14 protein-coding genes are annotated in these 13353 nt (G+C 69.0%); 2 read left to right on the plus strand and 12 right to left on the minus strand.

Annotation, left to right across the window (positions count from 1 at the left end):
• The 4 genes from ACE3T2_RS10815 to rimP all read right to left on the minus strand — a co-directional run.
• A partial coding sequence (locus ACE3T2_RS10815; RefSeq protein WP_374657138.1) for an IF-2-associated domain-containing protein occupies nucleotides 1–471 on the minus strand: 471 nt, incomplete at its 3' end.
• A 74-nt stretch (nucleotides 472–545) separates the two neighbouring features.
• Entirely contained in the window at nucleotides 546–1226 is a 681-nt protein-coding gene (locus ACE3T2_RS10820) for an RNA-binding protein (protein WP_374657140.1), read from the minus strand.
• A gap of 7 nt (nucleotides 1227–1233) precedes the next feature.
• Nucleotides 1234–2925, minus strand: coding sequence for a transcription termination factor NusA (gene nusA / locus ACE3T2_RS10825; protein WP_374657142.1), 1692 nt, complete (start codon nucleotides 2923–2925; stop codon nucleotides 1234–1236).
• A gap of 15 nt (nucleotides 2926–2940) precedes the next feature.
• Nucleotides 2941–3486 (minus strand): ribosome maturation factor RimP, encoded by a 546-nt coding sequence (rimP, locus tag ACE3T2_RS10830; RefSeq protein ID WP_374657144.1) that lies wholly within the window; start codon nucleotides 3484–3486, stop codon nucleotides 2941–2943.
• Nucleotides 3487–3744: 258 nt separating this feature from the next.
• Between rimP and ppa the strand changes: the two genes are divergently transcribed.
• A complete protein-coding gene (ppa, locus tag ACE3T2_RS10835; protein WP_374657146.1) occupies nucleotides 3745–4290 on the plus strand; it encodes an inorganic diphosphatase in 546 nt (181 codons plus the stop codon).
• A 50-nt stretch (nucleotides 4291–4340) separates the two neighbouring features.
• Here ppa and trmB read toward each other — a convergent pair whose 3' ends face one another.
• Nucleotides 4341–5018, minus strand: a complete 678-nt coding sequence (gene trmB / locus ACE3T2_RS10840) for a tRNA (guanosine(46)-N7)-methyltransferase TrmB (RefSeq protein WP_374657148.1) — start codon at nucleotides 5016–5018, stop codon at nucleotides 4341–4343.
• 149 nt (nucleotides 5019–5167) lie between these two features.
• On the opposite strand from trmB, the gene ACE3T2_RS10845 reads away from it, so the two are divergent.
• On the plus strand, nucleotides 5168–6238 hold the full coding sequence (locus ACE3T2_RS10845; protein WP_374657150.1) for a sensor histidine kinase: 1071 nt from the start codon (nucleotides 5168–5170) through the stop codon (nucleotides 6236–6238).
• Between the two features lie 37 nt (nucleotides 6239–6275).
• On the opposite strand, the gene metK is transcribed toward ACE3T2_RS10845, so the two are convergent.
• From metK to miaB, 7 genes are all read right to left on the minus strand, one after another.
• A complete protein-coding gene (gene metK / locus ACE3T2_RS10850; RefSeq protein WP_374657152.1) occupies nucleotides 6276–7496 on the minus strand; it encodes a methionine adenosyltransferase in 1221 nt (406 codons plus the stop codon).
• Nucleotides 7497–7639: 143 nt separating this feature from the next.
• Entirely contained in the window at nucleotides 7640–8062 is a 423-nt protein-coding gene (locus ACE3T2_RS10855; RefSeq protein ID WP_374657154.1) for a helix-turn-helix domain-containing protein, read from the minus strand.
• 52 nt (nucleotides 8063–8114) lie between these two features.
• Nucleotides 8115–9668, minus strand: coding sequence for an apolipoprotein N-acyltransferase (gene lnt, locus ACE3T2_RS10860; protein WP_374657156.1), 1554 nt, complete (start codon nucleotides 9666–9668; stop codon nucleotides 8115–8117).
• A 25-nt stretch (nucleotides 9669–9693) separates the two neighbouring features.
• Nucleotides 9694–10575 (minus strand): hemolysin family protein, encoded by an 882-nt coding sequence (locus ACE3T2_RS10865; protein ID WP_374657158.1) that lies wholly within the window; start codon nucleotides 10573–10575, stop codon nucleotides 9694–9696.
• Entirely contained in the window at nucleotides 10568–11032 is a 465-nt protein-coding gene (gene ybeY / locus ACE3T2_RS10870) for an rRNA maturation RNase YbeY (RefSeq protein WP_374657160.1), read from the minus strand. Before ybeY ends, ACE3T2_RS10865 begins: the two co-directional genes overlap by 8 nt.
• Entirely contained in the window at nucleotides 11029–11982 is a 954-nt protein-coding gene (locus ACE3T2_RS10875; RefSeq protein ID WP_374657162.1) for a PhoH family protein, read from the minus strand. The genes ybeY and ACE3T2_RS10875 overlap by 4 nt, the downstream gene beginning before the upstream one ends.
• A complete protein-coding gene (gene miaB / locus ACE3T2_RS10880; RefSeq protein WP_374657164.1) occupies nucleotides 11979–13319 on the minus strand; it encodes a tRNA (N6-isopentenyl adenosine(37)-C2)-methylthiotransferase MiaB in 1341 nt (446 codons plus the stop codon). The genes ACE3T2_RS10875 and miaB overlap by 4 nt, the downstream gene beginning before the upstream one ends.
• Nucleotides 13320–13353: the final 34 nt, after the last annotated feature.

Below are 13353 nucleotides of genomic sequence, written 5' to 3' on the forward strand. Positions count from 1 at the left end.
GGGCGCTTCCGGAGCCGGCTTGGCCGCGGCCGCTTCGGCGGCGGCCTTCGCGGCGGCGGCGGCGCGGGCCGCTTCAGCCTCGGCCGCGCGGGCGCGTTCCTCACGGGCGCGCTGCTCGGCGGCCTGGCGCGCCTGATGCTCGCGGGCGAGTTCGATCGCGCGCTGGCGGGCGCGTTGTTCTTCCGGCGACAGTCCGTGAGCGTCGCTCGAGCCGCCGCCCTGGGCCGGACGCGGCGCGGAGGGCTGCGACGGCGAGAAGGCGCGCTTCTCGGCCGAGGACGGCGCAGCAAGATTGCCCGCCGGCGCCTGGTGCGTGCGCTGGCGCTTGGTCTCCACGACCACCGTCTTGGAGCGGCCGTGGCTGAAGCTTTGCTTCACCGTGCCCGCACTGACCGATCCAGCCCCGCGGGGCTTGAGGGTCAGGGGAGCTCGCCCGCCAGGGGCCCGGCCGTTGTCGTTCTCGTCGCTCATGCGCTCGCTTTACATATCGGCCGGGACGGTCCCGACCACGGACATTCCAATAGCTCTAGGCGCGCGAAACCGGCTTAGGTTCCGCCCGCCTCAGAAGGCTTTTCCTCGCGCCAACTCTCGGGAAGGAGCGGACGGAAGCCAGCCAATCTCCGGACATCCGCAGTCCAGCGATCGGCGCCTCGCCCCGCAAGGAAGGCGGTGTGTATCACATTCTCGGCCCCCAAGGCCAAACCCAATTCCTCCGCCGTGAAAAGTCCGAAGACCTCGGGCGGATTGGGTGACTTGCGGGCCACATTAGAAATCTTGCGGCGACCGTCAGCGGCGCCGTCGGCCGCCTCGATCAGCCAGGCCGCCTTGCCGGCGTTCAGCGTGGCGGCGACCTTCTCGAAGCCCGAGATAAGCTCTCCGGCGCGTTTCGCAAGCCCGAGCCCATCCAGCAACCGTCGCAGGAGCAGCGCCTCGACCTGGTCGGACAGGCCCGGATCAGCCGTCAGCTTCGTTTTCGCCGCGCGCGAGAAGAGGCCTTTCTTCACCGCCGCGTCGACCGAGGCGCGATCGGCGGCGACCCACAAGCCCCTGCCCGGTAGCTTGCGCGCCAGGTCCGGCGTCACCCCGCCGTCGGGTCCGGCGACGAAGCGGAGCAGACCCGCTTCGTCCATCACCTGACCGGATACGATGTCGCGTCGCTCCCGCGCGGCCTGCGCGAGCGTCTTGGGCGCACGGCCCTCGATCGCAATGTCGGCGGGAGCGCTCACGTCGGTCTTAGGCCTCCGGCGCTTCTTGCGTCGGCGCCTCGACGTCGCCTTCGGCCTCGGCCTCGGCGTCGAACTCGCCCTCGGCGAACTCTTCCTCGACCGGCTCCGGCTCAGGGGCCTCGACCCAGCCCATGGCGATACGGGCGCGCATGATCAGGGCTTCGGCCTCGGCCGGATCCAGGTTGAAGCTTTCCAGGATGCCCGGCTCGCGCACGCGCTCGCCGTCGCGGGTCTCGAACCAGCCGCGCAGGTCGTCCGGGATCAGGCCGGCCAGATCCTCGACGCTCTTCACGTCGCCCTCGCCCAGGGCCACCGACATCGGCAGGGTCACGCCCTCGATCTCCAGCAGGCCGTCCTCGACGCCGAGGGCCTTGCGCTTGGCGTCGTACTCGGCCGCTTCCTTTTCCAGGAACTCGCGGGCGCGGGTCTGGATCTCGTCGGCGGTGTCCTCGTCGAAGCCCTCGATGGCCGCGATCTCGGAAGCGTCGACATAGGCGACGTCCTCGACCGAGGCGAAGCCTTCGGTGACCAGCAGCTGGGCGATGACCTCGTCGACGTCCAGGGCTTCCTGGAACAGGGCCGTGCGCTCGGTGAACTCGCGCTGACGGCGCTCGCTCTCCTGGCTCTCGGTCATGATGTCGATCTGCCAGCCGGTCAGCTGCGAGGCGAGGCGGACATTCTGGCCGCGACGGCCGATGGCCAGCGACAGCTGTTCGTCCGGAACCACCACTTCGACGCGCTCGTCCTCCTCGTCCATGACGACCTTGGAGACTTCCGCCGGGGCCAGGCCGTTGACGATGAAGGTCGCCTCGTCCGGGCTCCACTGGATGATGTCGATCTTCTCGCCCTGCAGTTCGGCCACGACCGCCTGCACGCGCGAGCCGCGCATGCCGACGCAGGCGCCGACCGGATCGATCGAAGAGTCGTTCGAGACGACCGCCATCTTGGCGCGCGAGCCCGGGTCGCGGGCGACAGCGCGGATCTCGATGACGCCGTCGTAGACTTCCGGCACTTCCTGGGCGAACAGCTTGGCCATGAAGCCGCCGTGGGCGCGGCTGAGCAGGATCTGCGGGCCCTTGGTCTCGCGGCGGACGTCGTAGATGTAGCAGCGGATCCGGTCGCCGATGTTGAAGTTCTCGCGCGGGATCGACTGATCGCGGCGCATGATGCCTTCGCCGCGGCCCAGGTCGACGACGGTGTTGCCGTACTCGACGCGCTTGACCACGCCGTTCACGACCTCGCCGACGCGGTCCTTGAATTCCTCGTACTGGCGCTCGCGCTCGGCCTCGCGGACCTTCCCGGTCACGACCTGGCGGGCCATCTGGGTCTGCACGCGGCCGAACTCGAACGGCGGCAGGATTTCCTCGTAGACCTTGCCGACGAAGGCGTCCTTGTCGCTGCGCAGCGCCTCGGCCAGGCGGCGCACGCCGGCCGGCTCCTCATAGACGCCGTCCTCGTTCTCGAACGAAGCGTCGTCGTCGATGACGGTGATCACGCGCTTGACCGTGGTCTCGCCGGTCTTCGGGTCGATCCGCACGCGGATGTCGTGCTCGGCGCCGTAGCGGGCGCGCGCGCCCTTCTGGATCGCCTCCTCGATCGCCTCGATGACGATCTCCTTGTCGATCGACTTCTCCCGGGCCACGGCCTCGGCGATCTGCAACAGCTCAAGCCGGTTGGCGGAAATGCCGGTCAGGCTCATCGGTTTGCGTCCTTGCTACTCAGGGGTGTCTTGGTCGGCCTCGGCGTCGAGACGGGCGGCGCGCTCTTCGGCGCCCCGCTTCATCAGCGCGTCGGTCAGGATGAGTTTGGCGTCCACGATCCACGAGAACGGGACCATGGCGGTGGAGTCCTCGCCTTCGAGGTCGATGCCGATGGCGTCGCCCTCGACGCCGGCCAGCACACCGCGGAAGCGCTTGCGGCCCTCGGCGACGCGGTCGAGTTCGATCCGCGCCTCGTGGCCCTCGTAGTTCGCAAAGTCCTTCAGCCGGGTCAGCGGCCGGTCAACGCCGGGCGAGGAAACCTCAAGCGTGTACTCCCCGGCGATCGGGTCGGCGGCGTCCATGATCTCGGAGATGGCCCGGCTCAGGCGCGCGCAGTCCTCGACGACCATCTCGCCTTCCGGCGTCTCGGCCATGACCTGCAGCCGACGGGCTTCCTCGCCGCCCATGAGGCGCAGGCGGACGATCTCGTAGCCCGCAGCCTCCGCGACGGGGTCGAGGAGCTCCAGGAGCCGATGGTCTTCAGCGGTCTTGCCACGCATAAGCTTGGCTGCTCTCCGGCAACAAAAAAGCGGCCGGGCCGAAGCCTGCCGCTCGTATGCGCTATCCAGCGCTAACGGACGATGTAGCGCTTATATAGCGCGGCGCCGGCGACTTGTCAGCCCCCCGCCCGATTGGGGCGCGAAGGCCGCAAATTCCTGCAATCGCGCGGCTTGTGGCGCGGCGCCCCTTTTCGGCGGGCCTCGAATAGTTCAGAGGAGGCGCCCTCAACTCCTGTGTCGCCAAGGTCCTTCCTCCCCATGGACATCTCCAAGATCCCCACCGGCGCGAACCCGCCCTACGACGTCAACGCCATCATCGAGATCCCGCAGGGCGGCGAGCCGGTGAAGTACGAGCTCGACAAGGAGAGCGGGGCCATCATGGTCGACCGCTTCCTCCACACCGCCATGTACTATCCGGGCAACTACGGCTTCATCCCGCACACGCTGTCGGACGACGGCGACCCGATGGACGTGCTGGTGGTCGGCCCGACCCCGGTGGTGCCGGGCGCCGTGATCCGCGTGCGCCCGATCGGGACGCTGATGATGGTCGACGAGGCCGGCGGCGACGAGAAGATCCTGGCCGTGCCGGTCGACAAGCTGCACCCGTTCTACGCCGGCGTGGATTCGTGGCGCAGCCTGCCGGCGATCCTGACCGAGCAGATCGCGCACTTCTTCAAGCACTACAAGGACCTGGAGAAGGGCAAGAGCGTCGAAATCGTCCGCTGGGCCGATCCGGAAGAGACCGGCGAACTGATCCGCCAGGGCATCGAGCGCGCCAAGGCCGCCGGCAAGGGCCAGCCCTGAGACCTGTACGGAGAGGCCGCCGTCGGCAGGTTTAGGCGGCGGCCTTTCGGTTACGTTCTGATGAAATCGAAGAAGACCGGCTCGCAGTCGCCCAGGCGCTTTTCCTCGTAGCGGGTGGTGATGTGGTCGGCGGGCGCGACGCGCCAGTCGTCGGCCCGCTCCGCCGGCCAGTCGAAATGGGGCGAGGCGATGATCCGCTCCAGCGCCCAGTCGGCGTAGCCGGCCACGTCGGTGGCGAAGCGCAGCCGCCCGCCGACCTTCAGCACCCGGGCCAGTTCGGCCACCATGTCGGCTTGGACGATCCGCCGCTTATGATGGCGCGCCTTGGGCCAGGGGTCGGGGAACAGGATGAAGACCCGGTCCAGGCAAGCGTCCGGCAGTCGCGCGACCAGTTCGCGCGCGTCGCCATCGAGGATGCGGACATTCTTGAGGTCCTGCTCGGCCACGTGGCGCACGGCGCTGGCCACCCCGTTCAGGAACGGCTCGCAGCCGACGATCAGGACCTCGGGCGCGCGGGCCGCCTGGGCGGCCATGTGCTCGCCGCCGCCGAAGCCGATCTCCAGCCAGGCCTCGCGCGCGCCCTCCATCAGGGCGCGGGGGTCGAACGGGCCTTGCGGCGGGCGCAGCGAGGGCAGCAGCTCCTCGACCAGCGCGGCCTGGCGCGGCTTGATCGGGCGCGACTTGATGCGGCCGTAGGAGCGGAGCAGGGGGTGGGCGGCGTCTTCCATGCGCGGCCCTCTACATCGGACCGGGGCGCGTGGAAATCCGGCGCGTCGATATCGAAGGGTCGGCCAAGGAGTCGCACTAGCGGCGAACGCGCACCGCAGGCATCGTCCAAACCTAGAGTCGGCCGCCGGCCGCACGCAGGGACCCGCCCATGACCACGCTGTGGGAGACGATCCGCTACTTCTTCGCGACCGAGGCGCTCAACCCGCACGGGATCTGCCTCTTATGGCGGCCCGAGCTGATCTGGACCCACGCCGCCGCGGACATCCTGATCGGCCTGGCCTATTTCTCGATCCCGCTGGCGATGGCCGCCTTCCTCTACAAGCGGCCCGACGCGCGCTTCGGCTGGGTGATCCTGCTGTTCGTCTCGTTCATCCTGCTCTGCGGCATGACCCACTTCATGGCCGTGTGGACGCTGTGGAACGCCGACTACGGGATCGAGGCCCTGCTGAAGGTGGTGACGGCCGTCGTGTCGGTGGCCACCGCCGCGGCGCTGTGGCCGCTGCTGCCGCGGTTGCTCGCCCTGCCCTCGACCGAGGCCCTGCAGGCCCGGATCGACGAGCGCGACCAGGCGCTGGCAGAGTTGCGTTCGGCCATGACCACCATGATGGAGATGCGCGAGCACGAGACGCGCCAGAAGCTGCTGCTGGACGAGCTGAACCACCGGGTGAAGAACACCTTGGCCTCGGTGCAGTCGATCGCCTCGCAGACCATCAAGACCACCGGCGACATGGACGAGTTCAAGGACGCGTTCATGGACCGGCTGATGGCGCTGTCCTCGACCCACGACCTGTTGGTCAAGCGCGAGTGGACGGGGGCCTCGCTGGTCGAGCTGACCGATGCGACCCTCGCCCACTACGGCCGGCCCTATGGCTATCACGGCCCCGACCTGCGGCTGCATTCAAGCCTGGCCGTGACCCTTGGCATGGCGCTGCACGAGCTGGCGACCAACGCCATCAAGCACGGCGCCTGGACGTCGGGCGGCCGGGTGGAGATCGAGGTCCGCCAGATCGCCGATCCTCAACAGGTGGAGATCGTCTGGCGGGAGCTGGATGGGAATGCGGTGCAGGCGCCGTCTCAGAGCGGCTTCGGTTCGCGGCTGCTGGAGCGCGGGGTGGCCGGCGAGCTGGGCGGAACCGTGGAGATCGACTACCGGCGCGAGGGACTGGTCTGCACCATCCGCGCGCCGATCTCGCCGAAGATCGCCGCCGAGGCGGCCTGAGCCCGAAGGCCCGGCCGTCCCGGAGGCTCGTAAGGGCTTAGGCCAGGCTCTTCAGCTGGTCGACCAGATCGGTCTTTTCCCAGGAGAAGCCGCCCTCGTTGTCCGGCGTGCGGCCGAAGTGGCCGTAGGCGGCGGTGCGGGCGTAGATCGGGCGGTTGAGGCCGAGATGCTCGCGGATGGCGCGCGGCGTGGCGCCGCCGATCATCTGCGGCAGGGCCAGCTCCAGCTTCGCCGGATCGACCTGGCCGGTGCCGTGCAGATCGACATAGAAGCTCAGCGGGTCGGCGACGCCGATCGCATAGCTGATCTGGATGGTGCACTTGCGCGCCAGGCCGGCGGCCACGACGTTCTTGGCCAAGTAGCGGCAGGCATAGGCGGCCGAGCGGTCGACCTTGGTCGGATCCTTGCCCGAGAACGCGCCGCCGCCGTGGGGGGCGGCCCCGCCGTAGGTATCGACGATGATCTTGCGGCCGGTGACGCCGGCGTCGCCGTCCGGACCACCGATCAGGAAGCGGCCGGTCGGGTTGACGTGCCACTTGGTCTTCTTGGTGATCAGGCCGGCCGGGATCACGCTCTCGACGAACGGCTTGATCGCCGCGGCGATACGCTTCGAGTTGGCGGTCTGGTCGCCGATCTTCTTCTGATGCTGGGTCGAAACGACGATCTTCAGGATCTCGACCGGGCGGCCGTCCTGATAGAGCACGGTCACCTGGCTCTTGGCGTCAGGCTCGAGGAACTCGCACTCGCCCGAATGGCGGACTTCCGAGAGCTTGCGCAGGATGTCGTGCGAGAACTGCAGGGTCGCCGGCATCAGCGACGGGGTCTCGTCGCAGGCGTAGCCGAACATGATGCCCTGGTCGCCCGCGCCCTCTTCCTTCTTTTCGGTCGAGTCGACGCCGACGGCGATGTCGGCGGACTGGGCGTGCAGGAAGTTGGCGAACTTGGCCTTCTCCCAGTGGAAGCCCTTCTGGGCGTAGCCGATGTCCTTCACCGCGGCGCGGACCTTGGGCTCGAGCCCGGCCAGGATTTCCTTGGTGAGGGCCTTGTTCTCGGCCTTGGAGGCGCCCGGCTTGCCGGCGCGGACTTCGCCCGCCAGCACAATACGGTTGGTCGTCACCAGGGTCTCGCAGGCCACGCGGGCTTCGGGCTCTACCGACAGAAAGGCGTCGACCACGGTGTCGGAGATGCGGTCAGCGACCTTGTCCGGATGGCCTTCGGACACGCTTTCGCTGGTGAAGATGTAGGAGGAACGGCTCAAGAGGTGGCTCCGGTGAATCGGGCAGGCCGCCGCATAGCCGCGCGGCCCCATTTCTACGTCGCGGGAAACCTATAAAGAAATCTTTATATCCCGCAAGCGGCGTGACGCGGCGCCGTCTGCAAGCGCCACGGGCCGCCGGGCGGCTATTCGGCGGGGATGGCCTCTTCCTCGGTCATGGCGCGAACCAGATCGAGGATGCGACGACGCACACGCGGCGGGCTGATCTTCGGGAAGGTGCTGGCCAGTTCCACGCCCTCGGGCGTGAGCAGGAAGGCCTGCATGTGCGCCTGGCCGCCCGGCTCCTCACCGGCGGCCAGGGTGGTGGTGTCGGCAAGCCCTTCGAAGAAGTAGGCCGTGGACGTCTCCAGCGCGCGCGCCATTTCGTACAGCTTGGACGCGGACACGCGGTTGGCGGCCCGCTCGTACTTCTGGACCTGCTGGAAGGTGAGGCCGATGGCCTCCGCCAGCTTCTCCTGGCTGACACCCAACTCCTTGCGGCGCAGACGGATCCGCAAGCCGACATGGACGTCGATGGGATTAGGAACTGTGTCGAGGTCCTTTGACATGGCTCACCCTGAAACGAGCCTTCACTGACGCGTCAAAAACCTGACCAACTCGTCAATTGCGCTCTACTCGCCGATCTAACTGTCGAATTCCGACAATGGCCAGCGAAACGAGCAACATGATGGCGAAGCTCCCTTCGCCGCCCAGACTATAGATTGTACGCGCCCGAGAAGGCGGCAACCTTGCGTCGACTATCCCCGTTTTCCCCAGGTCAAGCTTGGCGTTCGGAAGTACCCTTCCTTGGGAATCGATGACCGCCGATACGCCAGTCGGGGTCGCGCGGACGATCGGCAGGCCGCTCTCGATGGCGCGGTAGCTGGCGATGTTCAGGTGCTGCCACGGCCCGCTGGTCGCCCCGAACCAGGCGTCGTTGGAGACATTCAGCAGCCAGCGCGGACGTCCGTCTTTCCAGGCCGCCTCGGCGAAGCGCGGAAACAGGGCCTCGTAGCAGATCAGCGGCTGGACTGGCGGCAGGCCGGCCGGGACGATGGCGCGCGGCGCAGGGCCGGCGGTGAAGTCCTCGGGCATGTGCACGAGGCTGCGGATCCCGAGTCTGGTGGCGAGCTGGCCGAATGGCAGGAACTCGCCGAACGGCACCAGGCGGTGCTTGTCGTAGACCCCGGTGACCTGCAGGCCGGTCGGCTCGCGGCGCAGGGCCACCAGACTGTTGAAATAGTCGACCTCGCCGCCGTCACCATAGCCGGCGCGGTTGGCGCCCATCAGTAGGGTCTGACCAGGCGCGAGCGCGGCGGCGATGCGGGGCACATAGGGGCTGCCCGGGGCCAGCAGGTCGTCGATCACCGCCGGCAGGGCGCCTTCGGGCCAAACGACGATCTCCGGAGCCGGCGCCCCCGGGGCCGAACGCGACAGGCGGACATAGGTGTCGACGATGAGGTCGAGGTTCTCCGGCTTCCACTTGTCCTTCTGGTCGATATTGGCCTGGACGATGCGCACCAGCGGGGCGGCCGGGTCCTCGGCCGCCGCCTGGGCCAGGCGCCAGGCGCCGAAGCCGAACAGCCCGGCGAGCACGGCGAGAGCGACGGCCGGCGCCGCGAACCGGGTCCGGCGCGATCCCGGCTCGACGGCGGTGGCGACCGCCGCCCCCATGGCGATGGTCAGCCAGGAGAGGCCATAGGGCCCGACCACCGAGGCGAACTGCGAGATCGCGCCGCCGGCCCGCCATGTCTCGCCCGGCAGGTTCCAGGGAAAGCCTGTGAACACATGGCCGCGCACCCATTCGAGGCCCGCCAGGCAACCGGCGAAGACCAGCACCCGCAGCGGGCCGCGAACGTTCGCGGCCCGATAGACCAGCGCCGCCAGACCCCAGAAGAGGGCCAGGCCGCCGGCCATGAGCAGCAGGGCGAAGGGCGCCATCCAGCCGTGGGCCGCCGCATCGACCAAGAAGGCCTCGGTGATCCACCACACGCTGATCGCGAAATAGCCAACCCCGGCGAGCCAGCCCCGGAAGAAGGCCGAGCGAAGGGGCCGCGGTCCGGCGGTCTCGGCCAGGCGCATCATCGCGCCGTAACCGATCAGACCCGCCAGCAGGCCGAACGGCGGGTGGGCCAGACCGGCGGCGAGGCCGGCGGCCAGGGCCAGCAGGCGCAACGCCCAGGGCGACGGGGTCTTCAGGTCAGGCCTCCTGCGCCTGCTCGGGCTGGGCCGCCGCCGGTGCGAAGCGCACCCGCTTCACGCGCCGTGCGTCGGAATCGAGCACCTGGATCTCGTATCCGGCCGGATGGGCGATGACCTCGCCGCGCTGGGGTACGCGCCCGGCCAGGGCCGAGACCAGGCCGCCGACTGTGTCGATTTCCTCGTCCAGTTCACCGGGCGCGAGATCCTGGCCGATCGCCGCCTCGAGCTTCTCCAGCGGGGCGCGGGCGTCGACCTCATAGATTCCGCCGGGGCGCGGGACGATGCCGGCCACCGCCGCCTCGTCATGCTCGTCGTCGATCTCGCCGACCACGGCCTCGACCAGGTCTTCCATGGTGACCAGACCGTCGGTGCCGCCGAACTCGTCGATGACCATGGCCATGTGGGTGCGCTCGGCCTGCATGCGCAGCAGCAGGTCGGCCGCGCGCATCGAGCCGGGTACGTAAAGCGCATCGCGCCGCAGCTTCTGGAGGATCAGATCCTCGGGCCCCGGCCGGCGCCCCCCCGCCAGCAGCTTGAAGACGTCCTTGACGTGAACCACCCCGACCGGATCGTCGAGCGTCTCGCGATAGATCGGCATCCGGCTGTGCTCGGACTCTGCGAAGCGGTCGACGACCTCGGCGAACGGGGTCGAGAGCTCGACGGCGAAGATGTCCACCCGCGGGGTCATCACGTCGGAGACGCGGAGGGTCTGGAAGGCGGCGGCCTGTTCGACCAGGCGGCCGGCGGCGGCGGCGTCCTGGGGCGCGGCGAGCGCCTCGGCCCCGCCGGAACGGCGAAGTCTGCGGAAGAACGCCCGAAGCCCGCGGCTGCGCCGGGCGGGTTCGGGCGGGCTGGATATCCCGTCGGGAGAGTTAGTCATGGTCCCCTTGCTCAGCCGAGTAAGGATCAGGAACCCCCAGTCCGGCCAGGATGACGCGCTCAAGACCTTCCATCTGTTCGGCCTCGGCGTCGGTCTCGTGATCGTAGCCTACAAGATGCAGTACGCCATGCGCCACCAGGTGTTGCAGGTGGTGGGCCAGGGGCTTGCCCTGTTCGGTCGCCTCGCGCACGCAGACCCCGTAGGCCAGCGCGATGTCGCCGAGCAGTCCTTCCGGGTTCTGGGGCGCGGGAAAGGACAGCACGTTGGTCGCATAGTCCTTGCCGCGGAAGCGGGCGTTCAGCTCGCGCACGCTGTCGTCATCGGTCAGCAGGATGGTCACGGCCCCGCCGCCGAAGTCGATCTCGGTCAGGGCGGCGGCGGCGGCCTCCTCGACCAGATCCTCGGCGTTCGGCGCCGCGGCGAGCCAGGCCTCGTCCTCGATCTCGATGTCGATCAAACCGCTCGCCCGTTCTTGGTCGCATCGGCGTCATAGGCGCGCACGATCCGCTCGACCATGGGATGGCGCACCACATCCTCGACTGAGAAGCGGTTCACCCCGACGCCCTCGACGCCTTCCAGCAGGCCGACCGCGTGAGCGAGGCCGGAATCGGCGGCGTTGACCAGGTCGATCTGGGTCGGGTCGCCGGTGACGGCCATGCGCGAGCCCTCGCCGATGCGGGTCAGCACCATCTTCATCTGCAGGCGGGTGGTGTTCTGCGCCTCGTCGACAATGACGAAGGCGTGGCTGAGCGTGCGGCCGCGCAGGAAGGCGATCGGCGCGACCTCGATCTCGCCCTTCTCGCGCCGGCGGCGGAACTGCTCGGCGCCGAGGATGTCGCCCAGCGCCTCGAACACCGGCGCCATGTAGGGGTCGACCTTCTCGTTCATGTCGCCGGGCAGGAAGCCCAGCCGCTCGCCGGCCTCGACAGCCGGGCGCGAGACGATCAGGCGATCGACGTCGCCGCGCAGCAGCAGGCCCGCGCCATGGGCGACGGCCAGGAACGTCTTGCCGGTGCCGGCCGGGCCGAGGCCGAAGACCAGTTCGCAGCGGTTTAACGCCTCCAGGTATCGCGCCTGGCCCGGCGTGCGCGGCGCGACCTGGCCGCGCCGGCCGGTGGGCAGGCCGCCGGCCGGCGATTTTCCGGTCCCGGCCCGCGCATTGCCGATGGCGACACGGACATCGGCCTCGCTGACCTCGCGGCCGCTGTCGGCCAGGGCCGCGAGCGTATTGACCACCTGCTTGGCGCCGGCGCGCGCCTTGGCGTCGCCGTCGATCGACACGCCCCCGCCCGGCGTTTCGATCAGCACGTTGAAGGCGTCTTCGATCAGGGCGGCGTGGCGGCTGGCGGGACCGGCCACAGTGCGGGCGGCCGCATCGGAGAGGGGAATGTACTCGGGGCGGCTCACGCGGTTTCCATTTCCAGCACGCCGGCCAGGCTCATCTTGTTGGCGACGTCGATCCGTACGGGAACGATCTGGCCGATCAGGCGATCCGGGCCCTCGCAATGCACCGCCTGGAGATAAGGGCTGCGACCCGAGAGCTGGCCCGGATGGCGGCCAGGCTTTTCGAACAGCACCGGCAGCACCTTCCCGACCTGAGCGGCGTTGAAGGCGCGTTGCTGCTCGTCGATCAGGGCGTTGAGGCGGGCCAGGCGTTCGTCCTTGACCTCCTCGGCGACCTGGCCGGGCAGAGCAGCGGCCGGCGTGCCGGGGCGGCGCGAATATTTGAAGGTGAAGGACGCCGCGTAGCCGACCTCGCGCACCAGGTTCAGGGTCGCCTCGAAGTCGGCGTCGCGCTCGCCCGGGAAGCCGACGATGAAGTCGCCGGACATGGCGATGTCGGGCCGCGCGGCGCGAATTTTCTCGATCAGCCGCAGATAGCTCTCGGCCGTGTGCGCGCGGTTCATCGCCTTGAGAATCTTGTCCGATCCCGACTGCACCGGCAGGTGCAGATAGGGCATGAGCTGCGGCAGCTCGGCGTGGGCCTCGATCAGCGCCTCGTCCATGTCGGCCGGATGGCTGGTGGTGTAGCGGATACGGTCCAGGCCCTCGATCCGGGCGAGCTGGCGCGCCAGGCCCGCCAGGCCGCCTTCGCCCGCATAGGCATTGACGTTCTGGCCCAGCAGGGTGACTTCGCGCACGCCCTTGGCCGCCAGGTCGCGGGCCTCGGCCAGGATGGTCTCCAGCGGCCGCGACCACTCGCCGCCGCGGGTGTAGGGCACGACGCAGAAGGTGCAGAACTTGTCGCAGCCTTCCTGTACGGTGAGGAAGGCGGTGACGCCGGCCGGGTTGCGCTCCACCGGCAGGGCGTCGAATTTCTCGTCGGCCGCGAAGTCGGCGGCCAGGCGCTCGCCACGGGCGCGGTGGGCGCGGGCGATCAGCTCGGGAAGCTGGTGATAGGCCTGCGGCCCGACCACCAGGTCGACGGCCGGCGGGCGCTGCATGATCTGCTCGCCCTCGGCCTGGGCCACGCAGCCGGCCACGGCGATGGTCATCTTTGCGCCGGCCTCGGCGCGGGCCTGCTTCATCAGCTTGATCTGGCCGAGCTCGGAATAGACCTTCTCGGTGGCCTTTTCGCGGATATGGCAGGTGTTGAGGACGACGAGGTCGGCGTTCTCGGGACTGTCTGTCACGCCATAGCCCAGCGGCGCCAGCACATCGGCCATGCGCTCGCTGTCATAGACGTTCATCTGACAGCCGTAGGTCTTGATGAAGAGGCGCTTGGAGGGCGCTTGAGTGGACATCCGGGCGTTATGGGGTCGCGAAGGCCCCCACGCA

It is taken from the genome of Phenylobacterium sp., from assembly GCF_041919955.1.
Lineage (GTDB): Bacteria > Pseudomonadota > Alphaproteobacteria > Caulobacterales > Caulobacteraceae > Phenylobacterium.

Bases quoted from the DNA above. Each gene is read 5' to 3' on its own strand.
- nusA (WP_374657142.1), bottom strand. From the start codon at position 2,925: ATGAGCCTGACCGGCATTTCCGCCAACCGGCTTGAGCTGTTGCAGATC.
- rimP (WP_374657144.1), bottom strand. From the start codon at position 3,486: ATGCGTGGCAAGACCGCTGAAGACCATCGGCTCCTGGAGCTCCTCGAC.
- ppa (WP_374657146.1), top strand. From the start codon at position 3,745: ATGGACATCTCCAAGATCCCCACCGGCGCGAACCCGCCCTACGACGTC.
- trmB (WP_374657148.1), bottom strand. From the start codon at position 5,018: ATGGAAGACGCCGCCCACCCCCTGCTCCGCTCCTACGGCCGCATCAAG.
- ACE3T2_RS10845 (WP_374657150.1), top strand. From the start codon at position 5,168: ATGACCACGCTGTGGGAGACGATCCGCTACTTCTTCGCGACCGAGGCG.
- ACE3T2_RS10855 (WP_374657154.1), bottom strand. From the start codon at position 8,062: ATGTCAAAGGACCTCGACACAGTTCCTAATCCCATCGACGTCCATGTC.
- ACE3T2_RS10865 (WP_374657158.1), bottom strand. From the start codon at position 10,575: ATGACTAACTCTCCCGACGGGATATCCAGCCCGCCCGAACCCGCCCGG.
- miaB (WP_374657164.1), bottom strand. From the start codon at position 13,319: ATGTCCACTCAAGCGCCCTCCAAGCGCCTCTTCATCAAGACCTACGGC.